Below are 23,354 nucleotides of genomic sequence, written 5' to 3'. Positions count from 1 at the left end.
CGGCGTGAGAAAAACTGCTGAGTCGCCATTATCGTGTGGCGGAAATCAATGACTCGTGCGTGAGCACATGGAGGACACGGATAATGTATTACGATCCTGAAAAGAACGATCACAACCTCCCGCACAACCCTTTCAAATCGTGCGTGGTACCCCGGCCCATCGGCTGGATATCGACAGTCAGTCGGGAGGGCATACATAATCTCGCGCCCTACAGCCAGTTTCAAAACCTTACGTATGATCCGCCCTACGTGATGTTCGCAGCCAATCAGAATACGCTCGGCAGACGCAAAGACTCGGTGGTCAACGCAGAAGAAACCGGCGAGTTTGTTTACAATATGGCTACCTATGAACTTCGTGACGCATTGAATAAGTCGGCAGCAGAGGTTCCACCCGGTGTGGACGAATTCGACCTCGCGGGCCTCACCAGGGCGCCCTCAGTAAAGATCAAACCGTGTCGCGTTCTCGAATCTCCGGTGCAGTTCGAATGCGTCTATCATGAGACGCTGAGGCTGCCTGGAAGGGGACTTATGGGCACCGCCGATATTATCATCGGACGCGTCGTGCTCATACACATTAAGGATGAAGCAATCCGTCCTGACGGCCGTCTCGACATAATTCGAATCCGTCCGCTGGCGCGCCTCGGTTACTACGACTATACGACTATTGATTCGGTATTTGAAATGGTCATACCCGGTCGGAATGACGCCCTCCTCGAGGGCCTCGAGGGAACGACCTGACAGTCATCCTAAGGCAACAGACTGATCAAATATCGCTTGAAACATACCCAGGTCTCTCGTATCAAGCATCACATCATTTCCCTGTTATTATGTTCTTCAAATAGGCTGTGATCGTCTTTCCGAGGGTTGCCATGTAGATATGGACCACAAGAAAGATAAGGAGCAGGTATGCGGCTGCTACGTGCAGTGCGTCGAGTATCCTGAGTCCTCCTATGGCATTGATGGATCGGAAAAAGTAGAGGATATCGCTCAGCATAATACCCGTTATCGCGATAGCCGGTACGAGAATAAGCATGACCGCACCGTATGATATTTTTTGAAGCACGTTGAACTTTTCCCTCTCGGAAGCAGAGAACGGGTTTGGCGCACCCTTAAAGATAGAGTACAGGTAGAACGCCGCCTGATGAGGTATCTCCTTGAAGTCTCTGCCACGAGGAAAGTAATATCTCATGGCGCCCGTCACTATACCCCAGATAAGCCAGAACAAAAATGAGATGATAAAGGAAAACCCCGCGTACTTATGCACGGCCGTTGCAGTCCCATACTGCGAAAACAGGGAAAACCCGGGCGCCCTGAGCTCAATGCCGGTTACCGCGAGACCCACAAAGAGCAAAGCATTCACCCAGTGCCAGATTCGTATGGGAAGCGGATAGAGTGAAGAGACCTTTTTCATCGCCTGAATATAATCCTTCCAAGAATATGTATGATAACCGCGAGAAGAATAATGCCGATGAGTGCAATTCCCAAGACATCAATCCACTTGAGACCGAGGCCTCTCATGAAGTCGGACCGGGATTTACCCCGCGTCTTGAAGAAATTCGTGATATCACGTCCCTTTATCTTTTGCTCACCGAGAAGACTGAAATCGGTGAACAGGGAGACGGGTAATGCTCCGAGCGTTGTCCCCTTCACCGGGACATATGCCGCTCCCTCTTTTTCAGGAATCACAAGGTACATGGATTCGTAAAAGGGGGCGTCCTCTGAGTGGCACGTAGCACATACCCGTTCTCGCGTTCCCTTGGAAGAGTAATCGTGATACACCTTTGTCACAATGATCGAGCTTCCCACAGCGAGATCTTTCTTATCTTTCTTCTTGAGCTCCATGAAGAAATCGGACAGTTCTTGAGAAGTAATGGAACGGTCCTTGTTTATATCGATGTGTGATGTGATATCGCTCGCGTCGGCGAACAGACCCCTCAAATCTGCATAGGTCAGGGCCTTGTTTGTAGTGCCTTCCCGTAAACCGAAATAGAAGACGATGCTTTTCGTAGACTTCGGGCTGTGACACGTAGAGCATTCGAGATAATTGAAATGCAGGGCGGCATTGGGAAGCCAGCTGTGTCTTTTCAGGTAATCCTGGTGGCACCTGGCACACACATTGAGTCTCTCGGTCACGTTCAATTCCCTGTATGGGGTGACGCTGTGCGGATTGTGACAGTCCGTGCATACGGTAGCCCCGGATGAAGCGTGCGATGTGTTCTTATAGACGTCGTAGGTTTGTCTATGACAGTTTACACAGACCTGATCATCGATACGAGCCTGCGACGTATGGCAGTCGGCACACTTTACCCCCCGTTTACCATGAACGGTTTTCTTGAATTGTTCCACCGAAGGCAGCTTAGGAATGAAGAGCTGCGGCAAAACCGGCACTTCAAAAGACGCAACACCGGAAACCTTGAGCACGCCCCTCTTGAACAGGCTTTTCTCACCATGGCAGGTGTCACACGATACCGCTGTCCTCTTTATGCTGTGCGCGTCGCCCGGACTCGCGTATTTGGTGTCCACGGTGTAGGTGTCCTTCTGAATAAGTCCCAAGAGACTGCTCCACTCGTCCTTATCGACCACGTTGTTGTTATCGAGGTCCACGTCGCTTCTCGTAAAGGGCTTTCCCTTCTTCACGGCAATCGTCACGTCGACCGTGCCCTCATGAACGCGAGCGTGGCAGGCCACGCACGCGAGTACGCTTAAATGCTTCTTCTCCGACGGCAACGATCTGTGCGAGACTGTTGTGTGGCAAAAGACGCATTCAGTCTTGTCTTTGTCGGGGAAATGTACGTTGTGGCAATCCGCACACTTAAGATTACTCGACGCATGGACGCTCTTCTCGTACGTGGCGGGGATATCCTTATGACATGAGGAACAGGCCGGTTTCTCGAGCTTTCTTGCGTGAGGCACGGTCTTTACGTCCTGGTGACAATCCGTGCAGGAGGTGCCGTCGTGATGAGTCTCCTTATACTGAGCGTGACATCTTAAGCATACATCCGCCGATACACTCGCCCCGTGGGTAAGCTCCGGAAACAGGATAAGAAGAAGAATGAGGACAAATATGATCTTGATGCTATCAGACCTCATGTATCTTGTAAACACGTGCCGGCTTTGCATGACAAATGCTTTTCCTTACGGTATGCCCAATATTTTATGCGTCTGAAGACTTAATCGCCACCGCGGGTGTGAAAGACAGTACTCGATGGCGCCCCTCACGTTCTTTTCTCTATCCGGACCGTGCTCGGGCTGCAGCAGGAAGTGCTGAAAATCGAGATTCTCGTATAGATCAGGGGAAGTCCCTTGCTGAGGATAGACGAGCTTTAACTCATTGCCGGACACAACAGCAAGCCTGGCACGTGCCTTGGGGCTCACCGTTATCCAGTCTATACCCTGAGGAATGGGCAGGGTGCCATTGGTTTCTATGGCGATTTCCAATCCCTTTGCGCGGAGCGTGTCCACAAGCAGGCGATCGACCTGCAATGCCGGTTCCCCGCCCGTGAGCACCACAAGTGGATTACGCCCCGAGTGCGCGCCCGCGGGCGGCACTTTGACGATTGCGTGAGCGAGTTCACGGGCATCTTTGAAAATCCCGCCACCGGGGCCGTCTGCGCCCACGAAGTCAGTATCGCAGAATCCGCATAGGGCGCGGGCGCGGTCTTCGACTCTCCCCGACCAGAGGTTACATCCGGAGAACCTGCAGAAGACCGCGGGCCTCCCGGTTTGTACCCCCTCGCCCTGAAGCGTATAGAATATCTCTTTCACGGTATAGACGCTCATGATCCGTTTTCTACCTTTTCTGATACGGCGCAGGATCGGCGAGCCCGTTCTCCTGAAAACCTTTGAGCCTTAAGATACAGGCATCGCATACCCCGCACGCAGCCCCTGAGGCCGATGGGTCGTAGCAGGTTACGGTCTTGGAAAAATCTACGCCGAGCGCCATGCCTTGCCTCACAATCTCAGCCTTTGTCAAATCGATGAGCGGCGTATGAATGGCGAATGACCTCCCTTCAACACCCGCCCTGGTAGCAAGGTTGGCCATCTGTTCGAAGGCGTGGATATACTCCGGCCTGCAGTCAGGATATCCGCTGTAATCGAGGGCGTTGACACCGATGAAAATGTCCTCTGCCCCGATGACTTCAGCCCAGGCAAGCGCGAAAGAGAGGAATATCGTGTTACGGGCCGGCACATACGTTACGGGAATATGGCCCGAGATTTCCTCGGGTCTGCGCCGCTTGGGCACCGGGATGTCGTCGGTAAGAGCAGACCCTCCAAAGCTTCTTAAGTCGATATCAAGGATTACATGTTTCTTTACCTCAAAATTTCGGGCGAGCGTTTTTGCCGCAGCGATCTCTCGTTCGTGTCGCTGCCCGTAACGGAAGGTAAGGGCATACGTTTCATATCCTTCGAGGCGCGCTATGGCTAAGGTTGTAGAAGAATCGAGCCCGCCGCTCAAGAGAACAACCGCCTTCTTTTTCTTCTGTCCCATTGAAGAGTCCTATTTTTTAAATATGGAGAAAAGGATCGTGAAAATGATACTCAAGATGATGCTTGTGGTGATAGGAAAATAAAAACTGAACCGTTCTTTTTTGATGTAAATGTCGCCCGGTAATCTGCCAAGAAAAGGAATCTTGTCCGCAAACATGAATGCAAGCCCCATGGCGATAAGAACAACACCTGCAAATATCAACATTTTACCCATGGCCGGCATCGATCCCTCCGTAGCGCTCTTTTTCGCTGAATATACACCCGCAGTACTGCTGTCGATACATGTTGAGGGCTTTAGATGTTTGAACGCCTTCCTTCCAGCCAACCCTGAAGTCCTGGTAAAGAAACGGGATGCCGTGCTCGGCTGAAAGTTCCTCGCCTATATCGCGTATGTCATCATGCCGTTGGTATTTGCTGTATAGAAGCGTGGTGGTTATGGCGTCGGCCTTGTGCTCGATCGCCTTTTTGAATGTCTTCTCCAGTCGCATTCTGTAGCAAAAGCGGCAGCGATCTTTGCCATAATCCAGCGCGCCCCGCAAGAACGCGGCCAGGTCATATGCCGTATCCACGTCAAGGGGCAGCGCCACGAACTGCGCGTAATCCTTGAGCGTGGCAAGCCTCCTCATAAACTCGGTGAAGGGATGGATGTTCGGATTAAAGAAGTATCCGTATACGTCTACTCCTTGTTCGCGCAACTCTTTCAATGGATATATGCTGCATGGCGCGCAGCAAATGTGCATGAGGATCTTTTGTCGGTCATTACGGGGATTGCCCGTACGCTTTTCCCCCTTCATGTTCTCACGGACCATAGAGCACCCAATTAATTTTACCATTACGGCAAGGTTTTTTCCATCAGGGCGCGTGAACACGGTAAAGCCCATACATCGGAGGACCTCCCGGATAGCTATCCGGGAGGTCCTCCGATCGCCGTACGTGGGTCAGCAAGCTCGCGCTTTTTTCTCCCCCTACAATATTATTCTCGCATCGACAGCGCAGGCACGGTCCTCAAAGGCGATAACCGGATTGAGGTCTATTTCGCGAATGTCAGGCACATCAATCATGAGTTGGGAGACGCGCTCAATAATCTCTGCGAGGCGCTCCCGATCGACTCCCCGCTCACCTCGTACCCCTTTGAGTATTGGCGCAGCCTTTAAAGAGAGGATCATCTCACGCGCTTCAACATCGGTGATGGGGGCGAGTCTAAACGCCACGTCGTTCAATACCTCGACATATACCCCGCCCATGCCGAACATGATAAGATGCCCGAGTTCCGGATCGGCTTTGGCGCCCACGATAACCTCTTTGCCACCTTCGACATGCCTTTGAATGATAAATCTCAGATCGGGGGCGCGGCAGGTTTTGCCGATCCTTTCTATGGCCTGGGCGAGGTGGGCTTCATCGGACAGATTCGTCACTACCGCACCCATCTCACTCTTATGCAGTATGCTTTGGGAATCGGCCTTGATAGCAACGGGAAATCCTATTTCCCGTGCGGCAATCAGCGCACCCGCTGCATCCTTTGCGACTTTCCAGTCGGCAACAGGGATCCCGTAGGCCCGCATGATTTCGTAAACATCATCGGCTGGAAGTCTCGCCTGGCCGATATTTCGCGCCTTATTCACGATAGCCTGTGCCTTCACCCGATCCGCATCGTGAAAATGTTTGATTCTGCCGGCCTGCCTTCTGCGTATCTCGCTATAGCGGGTAAGCGAGACGAGCACTCTCGCCGCCGTCGAAGGAAAATCATAGCAAGGCACGCCGCCTTTTCTTAAGATGTTCACGGTCTCAGCGCAGCCCTCTTTGTCCGTCATGAGTGTACAGACGATCGGTTTTCTCTTGAACCTGTTCACCTCCACGATCTGGCGGGCGATGGCCCCGTGATCCACAAAAAATGGCGTGACCATGCTGATATAAATGCTGTCGATAGCATCGTCATCCATAAGCGCATCGAGGGCGGCCCTGAAGTGGTCGGCATTGGCCGTGGCGAGCACGTCCACGGGGTTTCGCACGGTCACCTCCTTAAGAAGCTTTTCTGTGAGGATCGCTCTTGTCTTCTCAGAAAGAGGCGGTGTGGTAAGAGAGCCGCTGACGAGCACGTCCGTGGCAATGACGGAAGGCCCCCCGGTATTCGTTATCACGCCCACCCGCCTGCCTTTTGGTAATGGCTGCGTGGTGAATACCGCTGCTGCCTGACAGAGCTCCTGCTCATCGTGGAAACAAAGAATACCGGCCTTTTCAAAGATAAGGTCTGTCGTGATATCCTTCTTCGCAAGGCCGCCCGTGTGGGATGCTGCGGCCCTGGCGCCCTCTTCAGTTCGACCCGCTTTCATGGCAAGGATTGGCTTTTTGGCTACAACCTTTTGTGCGACTTTGAGAAATGTGTCGGGGTCACGCAGGCCCTCCACGTAGAGTACGATCGCCTGGGTCCCCTCGTCCTCGCCGTAGTATTTGATGATTTCCGGTATAGACACATCGCAAGCGTTTCCGTTTGAGGCATACATCCTTGTTCCCACGCCCATCTGGAATAGACTCTGATGCAACAGTTCGGCCACACCGCCGGATAAGGCGATGAGAGAGACAACACCGGGATTGGGCTTGGTGAAGGTGAAGTTGCAGTACGCCCGGGACTCGGCCGCTGTATTGATTATCCCCTGACAATTGGGGCCGAATATTCTGATATTGTGTTTCTTAGCCCGGGTCATACAGTCCTGCTCAATCGCCTCCCCTTGAGCGCCAGTCTCGGCGAATCCCCCGCCATTGAGAATCACAAATTTAACCCCCTTCCGGCCGCATTCATCGATCACCGGGGGCACGGAGGCAGCCGGTATAGGAAGATGCACTACATCAACGTCCGTTGGAACGTCGAGAATAGATTTATATGCTTTCACTCCCCGTATCTCGTCAACTTTGGGGTTAATCGGATAGATCTTTCCGGTAAAGCCAAAATCAACCAGGTTCTTGATGATCCTGTTGCCCACATTGAGCTCTTTTGCTGAGGCTCCCACTACCGCTACTGCCTTTGGTCTGAATAAGGCGTCTAACATAATTACTTCCTCCTTGTTTATTTTTGAACGTCTTTTACGGCAAAAAAAAGACCCTGAACGGTTTGATCCGCACAGGGCCACAATGATACTGAATAGGGGCCTAAGGCGGATGTGCGCGGTAATAATAGTAGTAATAGTTGTTGTATTCGTTTCGGGTATGTTCTAAGAAACCATTCTCAACTGACACAAAAATCGATTCCATATGGACTCCGATCTTAATCACTGCGTTCACTCGTTCGGCACACAAAAAAAGCCGCAGGCTTTACCGCCCGCGGCTTTTGATCAGCATATGACTCCAATCAACCTGCAGGCAGGGCTCTCCCTCTGTTATAGTAATAGTAAACCTGCACTGATTGATCTAACCGTTTCATTTTGCCCGAAGATATTATGTGATTTGATGCTCTTTGTCAACGATTTCCTGCTAAACTATTCTTAGCCGCTTCCTTTCTCATGGCTTAAAAAGGTTTCTGATTCTTTGCAAAACCGGTCTTTGTATCTCCACTCTTAAATAAAGATCGCCAGGTATACCCCCATTCTTGCCTTGCCGGCCTACGCCCTTTAACCGGATCGTTTGACCGTTGCGTATCCCCGGTGGAATCGTAACAAGGAGTTGTCTTGACCGTACTTTGTCTCTATACGTTACCTTGCCTCCCTCGTCGGCGAGACGGGCGCTCACGACCATTACATCATAACGGTCCTTGCCGGCTTCGGGAAATTCCACGCCGGTCATCTTTTTCAAGGCGAACTTGAGCAGCTTACCGAAAAGTCCTGGGAAAGCCCCTGAGATCGGCTGCATTTCACGGCGCTCGCCACCGCCAAACAGTGGGCCGGAGAAGATAAAACCCCGCGCGGCAAATCCGGGTTTCCCCACTTCGAACGTGCGAAAGCCCTGACCATATGAGGCCCTGAATACGTCCTCGAACCCGCGAAAACCAAATGACCGGGCCATCTCCTCAAAAATCTGACCGATGTCAGAGCCCCTGAAAATGTCCTCCTCAGTGTAGCTCTGTCTGAAACGATCGTAAGCGGAATAACCGTACGATTGACGCAACCCATCATAACGGGCGCGCTTTTCAGGATCGGAAAGCACGGCATAGGCTTCATTGATCGCCTTCATGCGCTCGACGGCCTGTGTGTCCCCATCGTTTCTGTCCGGATGATACTGGAAGGCGAGCCTGCGATACGACTCCTTTATGTTTTGAGCAGATGCCTCTTTATCTATCTCAAGAATCTCGTAGTAATCTATCTGATCCATAGTTCGCAATATCGTTTGCGTGTATCTTTCCTGTTTTGCATTACAATATACTTCATTTCCCGTGCTCCCGCCACTGTCGCGCCCGCCGGTCTCTTGCATGAACGCGCTACATATGGTACAAAATTAATCATAGCAGCCATTCCCGACAGATCATAGCAGGACAGGGGAAAAGGTGCAAGGAGTGCAAGGATATGGGCGCAACAGATGCTTCAGGCACAACTGACTTCATTCGCGAGATTATTGAAGAGGAGAACAGGACGAGTAAGCACGGTGGACGCGTGGCCACACGCTTTCCACCGGAACCCAACGGTTATCTCCATATAGGGCACGCAAAATCGGTCTGCCTCAATTTCGGCATCGCCGCTCAGTATGGCGGCACCTGCAACTTAAGAATGGATGACACGGATCCCGCGGGCGAGTCCCTGGAATTCGTGGAATCGATCATTCATGACGTGCACTGGCTCGGGTTCGATTGGGCCGACCGCTTGTTTTACGCTTCTGATTATTTTGATAGGCTCTATCAGTTTGCTGTTGAACTCATTAAGCTCGGCAAGGCATATGTGTGCAGTCTCAGCGCCGATCAAATCCGCGAGTATCGGGGTACCCTCACCCAACCTGGCAAACAGAGCCCTTACCGGAATCGCACGGTTGAAGAAAACCTGGACATGTTTGACCGCATGCGCGCCGGGGAATTCCCCGACGGCGCCCACGTGCTTAGAGCCAAGATCGATGTGGCGTCACCGAATATCGTCATGCGCGACCCGGTTATCTACCGCATCAAACGGGCCCCTCATTATCGAACGGACGACACGTGGGTCATCTATCCCATGTATGATTTCGCGCATTGCCTTTCCGACTCCATTGAGATGATCACCCATTCGATCTGCACGCTGGAGTTTGAAAACAATCGCCCGCTGTACGATTGGATCGTGAACGAGCTCATCGCCGGGGAGCGTCCGAGACAAATCGAATTCGCCCGCCTTAACGTGAGCTATACGATCTTGAGCAAACGCAAGCTCATCGAGCTCGTGGAAAAGAAGTATGTTACGGGCTGGGATGATCCGAGGATGCCCACGGTAGCCGGTATGAGAAGGCGCGGTTACACACCGGAGGCAATCAGGGCCTTTTGCTCTGTCATCGGCGTGGCCAAGAATGAAAACCTCGTGGATATCGCCCTGCTCGAGAGCTGTGTGCGTGACGACCTGAACGAGCGCTCACCCAGAGCCATGGCGGTTCTTAGACCTCTGCGTGTGGTCATTGACAACTATCCTGACGGACAGACGGAAGAATTTGAATGCGCCAATCATCCGCAGAAACCCGAGATGGGCACACGAAAGGTCCCCTTTTCCAAAGTGCTCTATATCGAGCAAGAGGACTTCATGGAGAACCCGCCCAAAAAATATAAGCGCCTTGGTCCTGGCCGCGAGGTGAGACTGCGCAGTTCTTACGTGATTAAATGCGTGGATGCGATCAAGGATAGCGCGAGCGGAGAGGTTCGCGAGCTGCACTGTACATATGATCCTCTCACGCGAAATGCCCAGCCGGCAGATGGGCGCAAGGTGGAAGGAGTGATTCACTGGGTCTCGGCGGAGCATGCCGTGTTAGCGGAAGTCCGTCTGTATGATCGGCTCTTTCAGGTCGCCGACCCGGCAGATATCGGGGACGACCTCCCTAAATACCTGAATCCGGCCTCACTGGAGATACTGAGCGCCTGCCCTGTGGAGGCAAGTCTTAAGGATGCGGCGCAGGGAAACAGGTACCAGTTTGAGAGACTCGGCTATTTCTGCGCCGACGCCAAAGATTCGCTGCCGGGTAAACCTGTGTTCAATCGTATCGTGGCGCTGCGCGATTCATGGGCCAAGGCCGGCCAGGCAAAATCCTGACCGTAAGCGCACCGCTCGTTTGCCTGAATTGTAGCAATCGACGTGGCTTGAACCACGGCTTTGCCAGACCAATAGTCTCTTTCTTAAGTCTTCTGAACCCGGGTTTATCACCTACCCGGCAGGTTTGTATGGTCACAAGCTGTCAGTTGACGCCATCCGCGTGTCATAATGATTCCGAGCGAGCATATAAATACGTTCAAATAGTGCATATCTTTTGATAGGCAGCGCCGAAGGTCTTAATAATGCGGTGGGATGCGACGGACGTAGAATGTTACAGCGGATACCGGGCCGATGAACGTCCTCAGGCCCTGGTATTTGAAGAGAAACGCTATCAAATATCAGAGATTATCGATCGGTGGTATGAAGGAGGACTTGGTGCTTCGCGGCCTCGAGTCGACTACTTCAAGGTCAGGACCACTGAGGGCGGCCTCTTTCTTATTCGTCACCTTTCGCTTTCTGACTCGTGGTCAATTCAGCAATATAAGGACCCTGCTTCTATCATTGGGGTCTCGTGACGCATCGCCGCGACGCGCACAATTTCATCTTTAATCCTTCCATGACGCCTCAACCCCTCTGCCCTTCTTTTACATCGGGCTCAGGCCATCTATCGCGCGCATCCTTCTTCATTGCGGGCTCTGCATCAAAGATGATACAGAAAGATTCCTCGGAGAGCACCGCGACCATTTTCCCCGTTCTCACCACATACTGCCCGGGCATGACACGCGTCCCGTTTTCCAGAAACGCGCATCCGGTGGATTCTCTCACGTCCGTAATAGCCACACCAGGAAACCACTGGGTGGCCTCAATTTCCTTTCGTCTCTGATACCTGGCCATGACGGTCTCCTCCTTTTGCGGGATTGTACCTCTTTCCCGGTGTTTTTACGAGCCCTCTCTTAACCTTGTGAGGGGGTCGGTTTAGGATCGATCCGAGCGCGAAGGTCATCAATTGGAGGGATCTCAAGAGAAAGCGATACGTTATATGACGCGAGGCAAAGCAGCTAGCCCGGGCCACGTCTCTTTTATGAGCCAACAGGCACGTAAAGGCCATGCGATATTTCTATGAGCGTGCGCCGGGGGAGAAACCGCGGGCTTACGTAGAGAAACAAAATGCAGGGCAATTTCTTCCTATGTTACGTTTTAACCGCTATCTTATCAGTTCCGAACAGATCTTGGACAAAAACATCAGCTGCCGGTTAATCAGACCTTTTTCGGTATACAGCACGACATCCGGAGCGCCCGACTTCTTGAGATACTCGTATCGGTCAAGGCTCGACCCAAGCAGAGAAAGGTACTGACGCAATGACTGCATCTTAAGATCGAACTCCCGAATCTCCGTGGCATTTTCTGTTCTCTGTTCTGCTGGCATGTTCATATTTTTTCCTCCTGTTTGGTACTTGGCATATCAGATATACAAGAACCGTGCCAGTTCTACGTGCGTTCTAACTCACTGATATCTTAAGCGATGTATCGACTGGGGGAGACTGTCCCACACAGAAGCCTACATTATTTGTGGTATGCGCTACGTTTATCGTTGGTGGTAGGAGGGTCCGGTAGCGGTATGGAAATATCCGCGCGGTACGTGGCAACAAAAATTGATGAAATGAGGGCGCTTACGCACCTCTTCATTGCCGCCGTAATCAATTAACCGTTGAAATCTCCGGCCATATTGATAATATTCTCTATGGAACAAATCCCGCATTCGGAGGACACATGAATTACGAGACGCAATTTACGGAAAGACAGATGGTGGGCCGGGAGATCATGCTCTTCTTCGTGAGAAAACCTGAGAATTATCAGTTTCAGGCGGGCCAGTACTCTTTACTTACTGTCCCGAATCTGGGGTTCAAAGATGATCGGGGACTCAAAAGGGCATTTAGCATTGCCTCGTCCCCCCTGGAAAAGGACCTGCTCTTTGTGGTCAAAACGAGCGACAGTGCACTAAAACGTACCATGAGCGAGATGCATGGCGGCACTACAATAACCATTGATTCACCAATAGGAAACCTCACTCTGCCCGACGATACAACAACTCCACTCGTTTTCCTTGCCGGCGGCGTAGGGATCGCGCCCTTTCGAAGCCTCATACTTTACGCATCGGTCGCCCGCACGGGACATCGCATAACCCTGTTCTATTCGAGTCAAAGGCCTGAGGATACCCCATTTCTCGCTGAGTTGAGCGACATCGCCCAAAAAGATCAGAACATATCGGTCATTCCCACGATGACGAGGCTCTCCGACGGCAACGGCTCATGGACAGGTTATACGGACAGGATCAATCCTCAAATGATCATGGAGGAATGCGGCGAGTGGCAGAGCGCCATCTATTATGTTGTGGGGCCGCCTCCCATGGCCCAAGCCATGCAGGAGACGCTTAGGGCCATGGATGTAGGACCCTTACGGACAAAAATGGAGCTATTCACGGGATATTAGGCGTCTCGTCCCATTGATTCGGGGATTTCAGATTGAGGGTGAGCGTCTTGCGCTTGAGCAAGATATCCAAGACGGGCAAGGACCGTCTCCGCTTCCAGTAATAGCCTCCGGAGATTCTCGCTCTCTGACAGGCCCACCTTGATGAGATGTGCTGCGATGGCGAGGTCAGTGCGGGCCCTGAAAAGTTCGACCTGATTGAGAAAGGCCGGATCCCGGGTGTGGACGGCCGTAAGGTACGAGTTCATAAAGATCTTTTCCGGAACCGTCCGGGTTGAGAATTCCGATACAATCGGTCAATACTAATTACTATGATTTATGTCATAGAATTAAATCATTGTATCCACAGAATAGATGGTGCGACTATGTGCCAGGGACTGAAAAAGGGGTATCAATAGCCTTCCCCGACCTTAAAACGAGACAGAATCATAGGGTTTCTAGCGGAATGTGTTACTGGCCGGCTCGCTGGAATACAGAAGAGGAACAAGGGTTTCTACGCGGAGTGTTCCACTAATGTCCGAACTGGACGGGAGAACGTCCGCATTCAACGGGTTTGTCCTGTCCATGTTCGAAAGAACAACGCCATTCCGGCAAGGGGGTTCAAAAATGAGAAGGGTTAAGGCATATTTCCTGTTTTTTTTGGCGTTTACGGTATGTGGGGTTGTCTTTTCTGTTGCTCCTGCTCAGGCGGCGGATAAGCCCATCGAAGTGAGACTCGCTCACATGTTTCCCGTGGGCTCACCGTCCCACCAGATTATGGAAGCTTGGGCCAAGAAGATTGCCACCGATAGCAACGGCCGGCTCACGGCCCGGATCTTCCCAGTAAATACTCTTGTCCCCGCGCCAGAACTTGTCGACGCCGTCGCCAGCGGAACTGCCGACATGAGCTTCGGTTTTCGTTACGCTCCCAAGGGCCAGCCTCTCGGGGTAACCTTCCCGTTCATTCTCGGGGCCCCTGATGTCATCACGGCAACGAAGGTGTACGATGATCTTTGGAAAAAGTTCCCCAAGGTCATGGCCGACGAGTGGAAAGACGTGAAAATTCTCTGGCTTACCTCCAGCATGTTCCAGGCGCTGCACACGAGGAAGCCGGTCCGAAGCCTTGACGATATGAAGGGGCTTCAGATCAGGGTGCCTTCGCCCGAGATGGCCATGATGATGAAAGACCTCGGCGCAACACCGGTCTTCATGTCTACTGCGGACTTCGTTATAGGCATGGAGAAGAAGACCGTGGACGGCGGTACCATACAACCCCAGGCCGTTGAGGACAACAAACTCGCCGGTAATCTCAAGTATATGCTCGACTTGAGCCTTGGAGCGCCCACACCGGTATTTGCAATAATGAACAAGGATTTCTACGGCAAGCTGCCGGCGGACCTCAAAGCAGTTATCGACAAGAGTTGTGATTGGGGAAAACAGGCAACGGTTCAAATGTGGGTCGATGCGTGGGAGGAGGTAAAAAAGTACTATAAGACAGAGGGTGTAGAGATTGTCACTTTGCCATCGCAAGAACGTGCCAAGGTGGTATCGATTGTAGAAAAGACCCGGGACAAAGTCGGGCGGGAACTCGACGCGAAGGGCATTCCCGGCACCGAGGTAGTGAAATATATTAGAGAGCGGGTCCAGCAATACGCAAAATAGCGACACGGAGGGCGAAAGCCATGAAATTTTTCTCGAAATTTGGACGTATTGTCGGCGCGGCTCTCTGTGTAATAGGCGCTATCCCGTTGATGATCATGATAATTATCGTCACCGGCAACAGCGTGGGGCGCGCCCTTTTTCGTACACCTATCACCGGCACCATTGAGATCGCCGGCCTCGCGGGGGTAATTGTGGTCGCCGCAGCAGTCGGCTTCACCGCGCGGGAACGGGCCAACGTGGCGGTCGACGTCCTGATGACCCGCTTGAAACCTAAAACCAAGAGGGTTTTCGACAGCGTCACTTCGGCCCTCAGCCTTGGCGCCGTGCTCTTTCTCCTCTATGCGGTCATCCTCGACGCTTTCAAGTCCGTCAAGCTGCAGGACGTAACAATGACGATGAGTATCCCCACGTCTCCGTTCAAATTTACGTGGGCGGCCGGCGTATTCATTCTTGCCTGCTTTCTCGTGGTACATCTGATCAGGGCGATCAGAGGGAAGGACGAGCCATGACCCCTATAGAGACTGGCACAGTAGGCGTTATCCTGCTTCTCGTACTCATGTTCGCCGGTCTACCGATCGGTTTTGCGATGCTGCTCGTGGGCTCCATCGGTTTCATGTTCATTGTGAAGCTGAGCGGGGCCCTTCATATCCTCGGCAGCATTCCCTATGGGGTTATCTCCAATTACGATTATTGCGTGCTCCCACTCTTTCTTTTCATGGGCACGGTCATACTCAACGCGGGCTTCGGCCGATCGCTCTTTCGACTTGCCCGGGTTCTCACCCGACGCATGCCCGGCGGTCTGGCGATCGCGACGATCTTCGCCTGTGGGGTGTTCTCTGCCATCAGTTCGTCCAGCATCGCCTGCACGTTGACAATCGGCCTCATCGCCATTCCGGAAATGAGGCGCTACAAGTATGACGATGCGTTAATCGCCGGTTCGATGGCTTCCGGCGGCACCCTGGACATACTCATACCGCCCTCCGGTGTCTTCATTATCTACGGCATAATGACCCAACAGTCCATAGGCAAGCTCTTCATAGCGGGGATCGTACCCGGAATTATCCTTTCTCTCATGTTCATCGGTGTTATATACATAATGGTCAAGCGTAACCCCAGCCTGGCTCCTCCCGGGCAAACCTTCTCCTTCAGTGAAATGATATCGGCATTTGGGGAGTGTATCGACATATTGGCCCTGACTGCACTCGTCCTCGGTGGGCTTATGGTCGGCTGGTTCACGCCCACGGAAGCGGGAGCGGTCGGCGCGTGCGGCGCCACGCTTTTGTCTCTCATAAGAAGACAGCTTAGCTGGCAGGGATTTAGAGAGTCGGTCATCGATACGATGCGCAACACAGGCATGATCTTCATCGTGGTAACGGGGGCCATGATTTTCAATGCCTTCTTTGCGGTGACCACCATACCTATGGAGCTCGCCGGCTGGGTGAGCACTCTTCCTCTCCCTCCCGTCTTAATTATGCTCGTCATCTTCTTGATGTACATCCTTCTTGGCACCTTCCTTGACGAACTCGCAATGATACTTCTCACCCTTCCCATCTTTTTCCCTGTGGTCACAAAGCTCGGTTTTGACCCCATTTGGTTTGGCGTAATCACCGTGCTTGTCGTCCAGATGGGTATGATAAGCCCGCCGGTCGGGATGACAATGTTTATTGTGAAGGGTATCGCTCCGGACATTCCGTTGGAAACGATTTTCAAAGGCGTTTTGCCTTATACGATCGCCGTGGCGGTTATCATGCTTCTGCTCCTCGCATTTCCCCAACTAGCTCTGTTCCTGCCGCGGTTGATGGGGTAAGCGGGCATTCCCGCCGCAATCTGTCAGATCGGGTACCGGGAAAAGCCTTGCGAATGGCTATGCCTGTGCCATAGACCAGGACATCATCCGCGCCTCCGGTAGAAACCGTCCGACCGGCTAAGACCACAAAATGCTCAGGTAGACCGGCACTCTTTCTTAGTTGCCTGAGTGCTAGGACCGATGAGTGGTAAGGTCTTCGCCTATGTGAAATCTCCAATGGCTATTGGATGGTGAGTCTGCTATACTGAGGCAAAAATATGAGGATGGTCCCGTAATATGCAGGTTTCCCGTGAAGTGAGTGACAAGCACGTTCTCTATGAAGTGAAAGACAATATCGCATACATCATACTCAACAGGCCTGAGAAGAAGAACGCATTCAGCCCCGAGATGATAACCTTGTGGAGGCAAGGCCTCGAGCAAGCGAAGAGAGATGATACGGTGCGCGTCATCATTGTCACGGGAAAGGGTGATACCTTCTGCTCTGGCGGGGACATCAAAGATATGGCGGACGGTAAGCTGCAATCCTGGGATATGAAACGTTTTCTTTGGGAGGGCGTCCACCGTATTGTGCTTACCCTCGAGGACCTCGACAAGCCCGTCATTGCAGCAATCAACGGGCACGCCATCGGTGCAGGCCTGGATATGGCGCTCATGTGCGATCTTCGAATCTGCTCGGACCGCGCAAAGCTTGCGGAATCTTACATCACCATGGGACTCGTGCCCGGCGACGGAGGGGCCTATTTCTTGCCGAGGATTGCAGGTCAATCGAAGGCCCTTGAGCTGCTACTGACAGGCGATGTACTGAGCGCCGAAGAAGCCCTAAAACTGGGCATCGTCAACCGCGTTGTGTCTCACGAAAAGCTCATGGCAGAAACTCTTACGCTCGCCCGCAAGATCGCGGACAAGCCTCCGCTCGCCGTACGTATGATGAAGCGTGCCGTGTACCAGGCGCAAACCTCGAGCCTCAGCGCACATCTGGACTATATATCATCGCAGCTCGCACTTCTCTCCGAGACGGAGGATCACATCGAGGCTGCAAAAGCTTTCCTCGGTAAACGCAAACCCGTGTTCAAGGGCAAATAGTAGCACGGGATAATATAAGCATCGTCACTCGCTGCAAGACGTTTGCGGAATTGCCTTGTTAAACTCCTGTAAATGTCAGCCTCATACTTTCCTTTTTCTGCGAATCAATCCAAGGACCGCCAGGCCGGAACTCAAAAGAGGCAGGGCGGCGGGTACAGGCACCGGGGCAAATGACGTTGGTATCGCGTAGACGCTATTGTCATTTCCAGAAAAATCCAGGCGCAGCTCTGTGCCCTGACCGGATGCAACAGACGCGGCAATGTCCTGAAGTGTGAGCGCCAACGTGGGCTGAACAGTCCCCCCAGTTCGATTTAATGAAATGAAATAGAGAGAGTCGTTTATCCTGTTATCCAGGCTGGCATTGATCGCGGTTAACCCAGGGACAGTAATGACAGATCCGTCATTTGTTATCGTGGATTCTCCGTCGAGATACACGCTTTTCACCGCGCGATAGATTTCCCCTTCTAGAATACCTGCCTGATCATCGATTATGTAATCAATCACAATATTGGCTCCGGGACTCGCAAAAGGTGGTGGTACGAAAGAAGAACCATATTTGTTGATCGCCGTTGCCTGGAGCTCCCAGGTCTGTAAAGCCGCCCCGATACTGCTTGTTGCCAGGAGAATGGTCACTGCGAGCATGAATGATTGCACTGCTTTTACGGATTTCATTTCTGACGAACCTCCTTAAATGAGTATTGCCTTACCCACATTCGTCACCTTTGTTCCATATCTGATGCCCGATGCCGTCCATGTACGGATGTGCGAGCATTCTCATAGAACCCCGGTTGCTCAGTGGGCCGGGCTTAAACATGACGCCTGCCAGCGTTCTGCGGCCTCTACTTATGCCTCAGTGATTTCCGTACTTATTAAAGATTACTGATGTCCCCAATAACTAGCTTATTATCTTTGAAGGGTGGGCAAAAATCAAGAAAATAATCGGTCAATCAATAATCGAGGCCTTCTGTACTCCTGTGTGTCAAATATTATTAAGTGTCGGGGGTATTTTTGTCGCACGGCGAGCAACCCTTATTTTTCAGTAAAAAAATGCGAACCCGATCTACTAACCAAGAATCGGATTCCTGGGCAAAGATTATCGCTGAAACTTTCCATTTTGTAGGAAGTAAAGACATTGGGCCATTACCGTTCGATCGTTCATTATGAACGGATGAGACACATGAACAACAAGAAAATCGGTCATGCCATCAATTTTTGCACTCTCAACTGATACTTTCCCGTCATCTTTTCCCGGAATCATCAGGGAATTGATCCAGTTTATGCTCCTGTCCCCTGTAATTACCCCTAACTCGAAATTCACTTTTCCCAACGTCTGAGTAATGCCATCTTTATTTGTAGCCAGCTCTCTTCCTGCGGGGCCATTTATATATCCAAAAATCCACAAACTCCCGAGTTTATCTACCACTTCACTTCCATGGTTAGGAGGGCTCAGCATAACAACGCGTCCCAAATTGGGGAGAGGATAGTTTTTTTGGATATAACGCAGAATAATCCCTCCCATGGAATGAGTAATGAAATCAACCTTTTCAGCGCCGGCTGTTTTCAATATGATTTCATCCCTGATTAAGCGAGCCAGTTTGGATATCCCATATTTTCTCGAAGGATAGTCGATGTTCAGTACTTGATAACCTTGCCTTAACAGATATTCTTCCAGTCCCTGCATGGAACCACTTGTTCTTGCCAAACCGTGAAGGAGAACGACATAGTGAGAGGAGACGGCATAGCCTTGCGTGGACATGAGAAGCACTACAATGATTACGAATGGCCTGAGCCGGTTTATTGAAAGACTCACTTATACGGTAATCGACGAAGTGCGCACCCGGGCGCCTGGAGGATTCTTCCTTCTCTCCGGTCCACCATAATCACCGCCGATCCCGCGAATGGGATCGTGGACAATGTCTACCCATCTTTTCTCGGATGGACGATAGAACCGTCTCACATACTCGTCTTTGAGCAGCTTCTCAAGAATACCAGGACCCACATAATCGTAATGGTCATCTTGATACTGTACATGAAGTATCATTTTCGCGCCCCCATCTACATCGGCTCAACATTTGAGTTCCTCTTTAATCATATGATTCTTGCTTTTTAACTGTCAAGGGGGTATTTTGGTTGGGTATTGGCTTCGGCCTCGCGGGATGCACCCCTGACACGAATGTGGTCTTATTACACACCTTAGGAGGCACTTCCCCATTTTTTGGTCTACAAGAAGATCCGTGCGAGGCCGACTTGTAATGGATTGTCTGCTGTCCGTCCATCTTCACCGCTCAATCCATGCCTCCTCAGGCGTGGAACCCACCCCGTTCGGGGTCTCGTAGAAGCCGTGATTGTGAAGATATGGTTTGGACACGGCGAAGAAAGATTGGGCGTAAAGTATGATCTGCAGGCAGTGTGTGTCGATCATACTTTTCAGTGCTTCCCTGGTCCACTTCTGTTTTTCCTTGAAATTCTGGGCGGTATTAGCGCGCTTAATCGCTTGTACGTAATCTTCCGGTGCGAGCATCTGGGTGAAGAACGGCCCGCCTCCACTGTACCTCTGTAAGAGTGCGGCGGCCGTCTCCGGGTTGGGCATCAGATCCCCCATTGCCAACCCTTCCCATTTCCCGCCTTGAAGAACGGCCTGGTTCCATCGGCCGGTTTGGGCGGGCTCAAGCTCCGCATCGATGCCTACCGCCTGCAAATATCCCTGCACAGCGGCAAATAGCTGGTCTGCCTCCGGGGTCGTCCGATAAATAAGCTTCGTCTTGAAACCTTTTGGGTAACCTGCTTCGGCGAGGAGTTTGCGGGCCTTGGCGGGGTTATAGGGGTAACCGATTATGGACGGATTGAAAGCCCAATGGCCCCTGTACGCCCACTGATTTGTCACCTCCGCTTCACCATGGAAAATAGATCTGACCACGGCATCTTCGTCAATGGCATACTGTGCTGCCTGTCTAACCTTCAGCTTGGCAAAGGGTGAGACGGGATTCGCTGAATCAGGTACAAGGGCAGTGACCCCTGAGCCGGCCCGGCGCCTGGTGACCAGAGCGCCCCCTTTTTCAAGATCGGTCACATCCTTTGCCGCGACCCACAGGATGAGGTCCAGCTCTCCCCTTTTGAAGCTCAGCGTCCGGGTGTTGGAGTCGGCTATGGGAATCCATTCGATGCCGTCCAGATATGGTTTTCCTTTTTGCCAGTAATTTGGAAACTTCTTGTATATGGTTCGTACGTCCTTTTCCCAGCTCACGAACTGGAAAGGTCCGGTGCCCACCGGATGCGACATTGCCCATTCCTCGCCATTCTTCTTGCATGCGGTGGGTGATATGATCATACCGAGTGTCAGGGCAAGGCTGCTCGTCAGTGTATTGTCCCATTCCGAAAGGTTGATACGCAACGTTTCAGAATCGAGCACATCGATTGACTTGATCTTTTCGGTCCCCTGACTTTTGGCCGCGAGATGCTCTTCCAGGTTCCACTTCACAGCCTCGGCATTAAAATCCGTTCCGTCATGAAACTTGACGCCCGTCCTCAGTACGAGCGTCACCGATTTTGAGACCGCATTTTCTTTGAAACTCTTGACGAGCCATGGCACCGCCCTCCCGGTCTTGTCTATGCGAAAGAGCGTCTCGACCGCCGGGGATGCCTGCTTGATACCATAAACCCTGAGCAATTTAGGTGGATAGCCGATAGAAATCCCATCTGTCTGGTCGGACATTCTCATAACACCCCCGTATTGGGGCGATTTGGCCAATCCGTCCCACACCGGGCAAAAGACGGCTATCGAGACAAGGCAGACCATAAGTGCATGGCGCCAGAACCTCACGATCGTTACGTCCTTTCTCATCACGTTGCACCTCCGTCACGGCAATCTCTGCTACACAATTATCTTATAGCCATAGCCAGTTAAAAAGCCACGGCCAGGTACTATAGCATGGGTTCAGTCCCGCCTACGATCAGGCTTCCTCCCACTCATAGAACTCGGTTGCCTTGGCATCCAATTCTCTTCTTGCCGTCATCCTCTCGACATGCATGACTACCGCTCTCGTTTCCAAAAACGATGATTCCTTTGGCTGATAATGTTCCTTTCCATAATATTTCATGAACCGGACGAACACGTCCATGAGCTCCTTTTCATCCTCGACGCACCGCGCCTTGCCGTAGGCAATGATACTCTCCCATTTCCCGTGGCAATTATTCCTGTCTCTGAAGTCATCGGGAGTTCCATAATATTTCATGATCGTATATGCCGCGAACGGGTTTGTCTTTATATAATCGATCTTCTTCCCGCCCACAGCGCAGTGAAAATAGAACCTCCCATCTTCGTAGGCGTGGTTCATGGGCACAGCGTACGGTTCATTTTCGCGGCTTAACGACAGCACGCCATGGTATGTGCCCCTGATAATATTCTCGCATTCCTCGTTATTCTTTTCCGAAGGTTTGATCCTGTATTTCATCGTGGTTCCGTTTTATTTGACAATTCGTCCACAGCTCGTCTTAAGTCGCCCGCTTGTGAGACGACCTGCTACACAAAATTGTTTGTGCAACCGGACGCGGTCGTCGTGGATGCGCCGGTTGAAAAGTGCTCTTCATATTCATGCCTCACGCCTCATATATAACATACCGGCATACTAAATTCAGTTTCTTAACATGCTTCGTCGCATTGCGGGAAGAAAAACGCCTGATACTACCGTGTTCACCGCACAATATGGTGACAACAGTTGATTGGATTGAGCGAGGCGAAAAGAACTACCATGATCTTTGCACCAATCCGGATGCGAAAATAGGGCCAGATGGTACGTAAGATCAGAATTGGAAACGCAATTGTCCCACGATGCCGTGGGACTGGTATTTGTTTCTGAATTCGCCGGTGTATTTGAGCGCGGTCGAAAATCCATTGTTATGGATAAAGGTCAAACCGGCTCCCACCGTCACTCCGTACTTTTCCACCCCCTGTCCTTTCATGGTAAGGGTCGCGTCGGGGGAACCTGAAAAAGAGGCCGTAATTACCCGGTCGTCGATATCAAAATCATAATTCAATGCTGCAGTCACTTCGGGAATCAGGTTGCCCGATTCGGTCTTGAATGCCCGCGCAACACGTAGTCCCAATTCGGAGACAAGCGAATCCGTTTTGCTCCGGCTGACCGTCAGGTTCAGGCTGTCCGCACCTATTTCGGTAAAGCCCTCTTCGTTCAGATACACATATTTCAAAGAACCGAAGGGACCTATAGCCCATTTATTTACATCGAACACGTAACCGCCACCCAGATAAGCTGAATATACGTCCCCGTTATGATCACTACGGGCCGTTCTCTGCATGGATCCGATGGAGAGGTAACGATAATTATTGTAGGCGTTTCTCCCATACGAGAGGGCGCCCTCTGCATAGGCATGAGTGGTAAAATAGGTCCCATAGAGCGAAGCGATCACACCGTTGATGTCGGTCTCTCCCATGTGCTCATCGAGACGCACAGAGGTTCTCGAGTGGGCAAGGCTAATGCCGGCCATGAGATGATCAGAAAGCATCCGATCAAACCCCAGGGTTCCCCCGTATAGATTGTAGTTGTACCCGCTGAATCCGGATGTCTCATCCTGATAGCCCCATTGCTCGTACCCGTTAAGCCAGAGACCGCTTTTCTGTTGTGACTGGGACAACTCGCCGGGCTTGAAGAAACTCGCCACGGCCTCACTCGATCCTGCGAGCGCAAGGAGGAAAGGCTTGTTTGCCTCGCC

25 protein-coding genes are annotated in these 23,354 nt (G+C 51.8%); 8 read left to right on the top strand and 17 right to left on the bottom strand.

All coding sequences use genetic code 11. From position 1 onward, the window contains the following. Positions 1 to 83: 83 nt before the first annotated feature. Complete coding sequence (locus tag VMT62_09555) at positions 84 to 737, top strand: flavin reductase family protein (GenBank protein HVN96663.1); 654 nt, start codon at positions 84 to 86, stop codon at positions 735 to 737. A 73-nt stretch (positions 738 to 810) separates the two neighbouring features. Here the strand turns inward: VMT62_09555 and VMT62_09550 are convergent, their stop codons facing one another. From VMT62_09550 to VMT62_09515, 8 genes are all read right to left on the bottom strand, one after another. Beyond that, the gene (locus VMT62_09550) at positions 811 to 1,410 is read right to left on the bottom strand and encodes a cytochrome b/b6 domain-containing protein (GenBank protein ID HVN96662.1); all 600 of its coding nucleotides are present in this window, start codon (positions 1,408 to 1,410) and stop codon (positions 811 to 813) included. Beyond that, a complete protein-coding gene (locus tag VMT62_09545) occupies positions 1,407 to 3,089 on the bottom strand; it encodes a cytochrome c3 family protein (GenBank protein HVN96661.1) in 1,683 nt (560 codons plus the stop codon). The genes VMT62_09550 and VMT62_09545 overlap by 4 nt, the downstream gene beginning before the upstream one ends. Positions 3,090 to 3,134: 45 nt before the next feature. Then, positions 3,135 to 3,779, bottom strand: a complete 645-nt coding sequence (gene queE, locus VMT62_09540) for a 7-carboxy-7-deazaguanine synthase (GenBank protein HVN96660.1) — start codon at positions 3,777 to 3,779, stop codon at positions 3,135 to 3,137. 10 nt (positions 3,780 to 3,789) lie between these two features. Then, positions 3,790 to 4,488: a 7-cyano-7-deazaguanine synthase QueC gene (gene queC, locus VMT62_09535; protein HVN96659.1), complete on the bottom strand. Its 699-nt coding sequence runs from the start codon at positions 4,486 to 4,488 to the stop codon at positions 3,790 to 3,792. Positions 4,489 to 4,497: 9 nt separating this feature from the next. Further along, positions 4,498 to 4,701 carry a DUF2905 domain-containing protein gene (locus VMT62_09530; protein ID HVN96658.1) on the bottom strand — a complete coding sequence of 68 codons (204 nt, stop codon included), beginning with the start codon at positions 4,699 to 4,701 and terminating at the stop codon, positions 4,498 to 4,500. After that, a complete protein-coding gene (locus tag VMT62_09525; GenBank protein ID HVN96657.1) occupies positions 4,694 to 5,368 on the bottom strand; it encodes an epoxyqueuosine reductase QueH in 675 nt (224 codons plus the stop codon). The genes VMT62_09530 and VMT62_09525 overlap by 8 nt, the downstream gene beginning before the upstream one ends. A gap of 84 nt (positions 5,369 to 5,452) precedes the next feature. After that, a complete protein-coding gene (locus tag VMT62_09520) occupies positions 5,453 to 7,531 on the bottom strand; it encodes an acetate--CoA ligase family protein (GenBank protein HVN96656.1) in 2,079 nt (692 codons plus the stop codon). A gap of 448 nt (positions 7,532 to 7,979) precedes the next feature. Then, positions 7,980 to 8,786 (bottom strand): DnaJ domain-containing protein, encoded by an 807-nt coding sequence (locus tag VMT62_09515; GenBank protein ID HVN96655.1) that lies wholly within the window; start codon positions 8,784 to 8,786, stop codon positions 7,980 to 7,982. A 191-nt stretch (positions 8,787 to 8,977) separates the two neighbouring features. Between VMT62_09515 and VMT62_09510 the strand changes: the two genes are divergently transcribed. Beyond that, positions 8,978 to 10,669, top strand: a complete 1,692-nt coding sequence (locus VMT62_09510) for a glutamine--tRNA ligase/YqeY domain fusion protein (GenBank protein ID HVN96654.1) — start codon at positions 8,978 to 8,980, stop codon at positions 10,667 to 10,669. Positions 10,670 to 10,911: 242 nt separating this feature from the next. Beyond that, entirely contained in the window at positions 10,912 to 11,184 is a 273-nt protein-coding gene (locus VMT62_09505) for a hypothetical protein (protein ID HVN96653.1), read from the top strand. A 49-nt stretch (positions 11,185 to 11,233) separates the two neighbouring features. On the opposite strand, the gene VMT62_09500 is transcribed toward VMT62_09505, so the two are convergent. Together VMT62_09500 and VMT62_09495 are read right to left on the bottom strand one after the other, a co-directional pair. Further along, positions 11,234 to 11,503: a hypothetical protein gene (locus VMT62_09500; protein HVN96652.1), complete on the bottom strand. Its 270-nt coding sequence runs from the start codon at positions 11,501 to 11,503 to the stop codon at positions 11,234 to 11,236. Between the two features lie 310 nt (positions 11,504 to 11,813). After that, complete coding sequence (locus VMT62_09495; GenBank protein HVN96651.1) at positions 11,814 to 12,041, bottom strand: hypothetical protein; 228 nt, start codon at positions 12,039 to 12,041, stop codon at positions 11,814 to 11,816. A gap of 338 nt (positions 12,042 to 12,379) precedes the next feature. Between VMT62_09495 and VMT62_09490 the strand changes: the two genes are divergently transcribed. Then, complete coding sequence (locus VMT62_09490; protein HVN96650.1) at positions 12,380 to 13,099, top strand: FAD-dependent oxidoreductase; 720 nt, start codon at positions 12,380 to 12,382, stop codon at positions 13,097 to 13,099. Here the strand turns inward: VMT62_09490 and VMT62_09485 are convergent. Next, positions 13,096 to 13,344 carry a hypothetical protein gene (locus tag VMT62_09485; GenBank protein HVN96649.1) on the bottom strand — a complete coding sequence of 83 codons (249 nt, stop codon included), beginning with the start codon at positions 13,342 to 13,344 and terminating at the stop codon, positions 13,096 to 13,098. The genes VMT62_09490 and VMT62_09485 overlap by 4 nt on opposite strands. A gap of 358 nt (positions 13,345 to 13,702) precedes the next feature. On the opposite strand from VMT62_09485, the gene dctP reads away from it, so the two are divergent. The 4 genes from dctP to VMT62_09465 all read left to right on the top strand — a co-directional run bounded on the left by dctP (position 13,703) and on the right by VMT62_09465 (position 17,627). Next, the gene (dctP, locus tag VMT62_09480; GenBank protein ID HVN96648.1) at positions 13,703 to 14,737 is read left to right on the top strand and encodes a TRAP transporter substrate-binding protein DctP; all 1,035 of its coding nucleotides are present in this window, start codon (positions 13,703 to 13,705) and stop codon (positions 14,735 to 14,737) included. A gap of 20 nt (positions 14,738 to 14,757) precedes the next feature. Further along, positions 14,758 to 15,246 carry a TRAP transporter small permease gene (locus tag VMT62_09475; protein HVN96647.1) on the top strand — a complete coding sequence of 163 codons (489 nt, stop codon included), beginning with the start codon at positions 14,758 to 14,760 and terminating at the stop codon, positions 15,244 to 15,246. Further along, positions 15,243 to 16,544 (top strand): TRAP transporter large permease, encoded by a 1,302-nt coding sequence (locus VMT62_09470; GenBank protein ID HVN96646.1) that lies wholly within the window; start codon positions 15,243 to 15,245, stop codon positions 16,542 to 16,544. The genes VMT62_09475 and VMT62_09470 overlap by 4 nt, the downstream gene beginning before the upstream one ends. Before the next feature lie 276 nt (positions 16,545 to 16,820). Then, on the top strand, positions 16,821 to 17,627 hold the full coding sequence (locus tag VMT62_09465) for an enoyl-CoA hydratase-related protein (GenBank protein HVN96645.1): 807 nt from the start codon (positions 16,821 to 16,823) through the stop codon (positions 17,625 to 17,627). Between the two features lie 81 nt (positions 17,628 to 17,708). Here VMT62_09465 and VMT62_09460 read toward each other — a convergent pair whose 3' ends face one another. The 6 genes from VMT62_09460 to VMT62_09435 form a co-directional block, all read right to left on the bottom strand. Continuing rightward, a complete protein-coding gene (locus tag VMT62_09460) occupies positions 17,709 to 18,299 on the bottom strand; it encodes a VPLPA-CTERM sorting domain-containing protein (protein ID HVN96644.1) in 591 nt (196 codons plus the stop codon). Between the two features lie 421 nt (positions 18,300 to 18,720). After that, on the bottom strand, positions 18,721 to 19,383 hold the full coding sequence (locus VMT62_09455) for an alpha/beta fold hydrolase (protein ID HVN96643.1): 663 nt from the start codon (positions 19,381 to 19,383) through the stop codon (positions 18,721 to 18,723). A 54-nt stretch (positions 19,384 to 19,437) separates the two neighbouring features. Beyond that, positions 19,438 to 19,668, bottom strand: a complete 231-nt coding sequence (locus VMT62_09450) for a hypothetical protein (GenBank protein HVN96642.1) — start codon at positions 19,666 to 19,668, stop codon at positions 19,438 to 19,440. Between the two features lie 237 nt (positions 19,669 to 19,905). Next, on the bottom strand, positions 19,906 to 21,468 hold the full coding sequence (locus VMT62_09445; GenBank protein HVN96641.1) for an ABC transporter substrate-binding protein: 1,563 nt from the start codon (positions 21,466 to 21,468) through the stop codon (positions 19,906 to 19,908). A gap of 109 nt (positions 21,469 to 21,577) precedes the next feature. Next, positions 21,578 to 22,078 (bottom strand): pyridoxamine 5'-phosphate oxidase family protein, encoded by a 501-nt coding sequence (locus VMT62_09440; GenBank protein HVN96640.1) that lies wholly within the window; start codon positions 22,076 to 22,078, stop codon positions 21,578 to 21,580. Positions 22,079 to 22,427: 349 nt separating this feature from the next. After that, on the bottom strand, positions 22,428 to 23,354 hold a 927-nt coding region (locus VMT62_09435; protein HVN96639.1), incomplete at its 5' end, for an autotransporter outer membrane beta-barrel domain-containing protein.

The sequence above is a fragment of the Syntrophorhabdaceae bacterium genome, assembly GCA_035541755.1.
GTDB lineage: Bacteria > Desulfobacterota > Syntrophorhabdia > Syntrophorhabdales > Syntrophorhabdaceae > PNOF01.
Note: the sequence above shows the minus strand (reverse complement) of the source record. Positions and strands in the feature narration are given on the sequence as shown.

Coding starts and splice junctions, on each gene's coding strand:
- VMT62_09555 (HVN96663.1), top strand. CDS start 84: ATGTATTACGATCCTGAAAAGAACGATCACAACCTCCCGCACAACCCT.
- VMT62_09550 (HVN96662.1), bottom strand. CDS start 1,410: ATGAAAAAGGTCTCTTCACTCTATCCGCTTCCCATACGAATCTGGCAC.
- VMT62_09545 (HVN96661.1), bottom strand. CDS start 3,089: ATGAGGTCTGATAGCATCAAGATCATATTTGTCCTCATTCTTCTTCTT.
- queE (HVN96660.1), bottom strand. CDS start 3,779: ATGAGCGTCTATACCGTGAAAGAGATATTCTATACGCTTCAGGGCGAG.
- queC (HVN96659.1), bottom strand. CDS start 4,488: ATGGGACAGAAGAAAAAGAAGGCGGTTGTTCTCTTGAGCGGCGGGCTC.
- VMT62_09530 (HVN96658.1), bottom strand. CDS start 4,701: ATGGGTAAAATGTTGATATTTGCAGGTGTTGTTCTTATCGCCATGGGG.
- VMT62_09525 (HVN96657.1), bottom strand. CDS start 5,368: ATGGGCTTTACCGTGTTCACGCGCCCTGATGGAAAAAACCTTGCCGTA.
- VMT62_09520 (HVN96656.1), bottom strand. CDS start 7,531: ATGTTAGACGCCTTATTCAGACCAAAGGCAGTAGCGGTAGTGGGAGCC.
- VMT62_09515 (HVN96655.1), bottom strand. CDS start 8,786: ATGGATCAGATAGATTACTACGAGATTCTTGAGATAGATAAAGAGGCA.
- VMT62_09510 (HVN96654.1), top strand. CDS start 8,978: ATGGGCGCAACAGATGCTTCAGGCACAACTGACTTCATTCGCGAGATT.
- VMT62_09505 (HVN96653.1), top strand. CDS start 10,912: ATGCGGTGGGATGCGACGGACGTAGAATGTTACAGCGGATACCGGGCC.
- VMT62_09500 (HVN96652.1), bottom strand. CDS start 11,503: ATGGCCAGGTATCAGAGACGAAAGGAAATTGAGGCCACCCAGTGGTTT.
- VMT62_09495 (HVN96651.1), bottom strand. CDS start 12,041: ATGAACATGCCAGCAGAACAGAGAACAGAAAATGCCACGGAGATTCGG.
- VMT62_09490 (HVN96650.1), top strand. CDS start 12,380: ATGAATTACGAGACGCAATTTACGGAAAGACAGATGGTGGGCCGGGAG.
- VMT62_09485 (HVN96649.1), bottom strand. CDS start 13,344: ATGAACTCGTACCTTACGGCCGTCCACACCCGGGATCCGGCCTTTCTC.
- dctP (HVN96648.1), top strand. CDS start 13,703: ATGAGAAGGGTTAAGGCATATTTCCTGTTTTTTTTGGCGTTTACGGTA.
- VMT62_09475 (HVN96647.1), top strand. CDS start 14,758: ATGAAATTTTTCTCGAAATTTGGACGTATTGTCGGCGCGGCTCTCTGT.
- VMT62_09470 (HVN96646.1), top strand. CDS start 15,243: ATGACCCCTATAGAGACTGGCACAGTAGGCGTTATCCTGCTTCTCGTA.
- VMT62_09465 (HVN96645.1), top strand. CDS start 16,821: ATGCAGGTTTCCCGTGAAGTGAGTGACAAGCACGTTCTCTATGAAGTG.
- VMT62_09460 (HVN96644.1), bottom strand. CDS start 18,299: ATGAAATCCGTAAAAGCAGTGCAATCATTCATGCTCGCAGTGACCATT.
- VMT62_09455 (HVN96643.1), bottom strand. CDS start 19,383: ATGTCCACGCAAGGCTATGCCGTCTCCTCTCACTATGTCGTTCTCCTT.
- VMT62_09450 (HVN96642.1), bottom strand. CDS start 19,668: ATGATACTTCATGTACAGTATCAAGATGACCATTACGATTATGTGGGT.
- VMT62_09445 (HVN96641.1), bottom strand. CDS start 21,468: ATGAGAAAGGACGTAACGATCGTGAGGTTCTGGCGCCATGCACTTATG.
- VMT62_09440 (HVN96640.1), bottom strand. CDS start 22,078: ATGAAATACAGGATCAAACCTTCGGAAAAGAATAACGAGGAATGCGAG.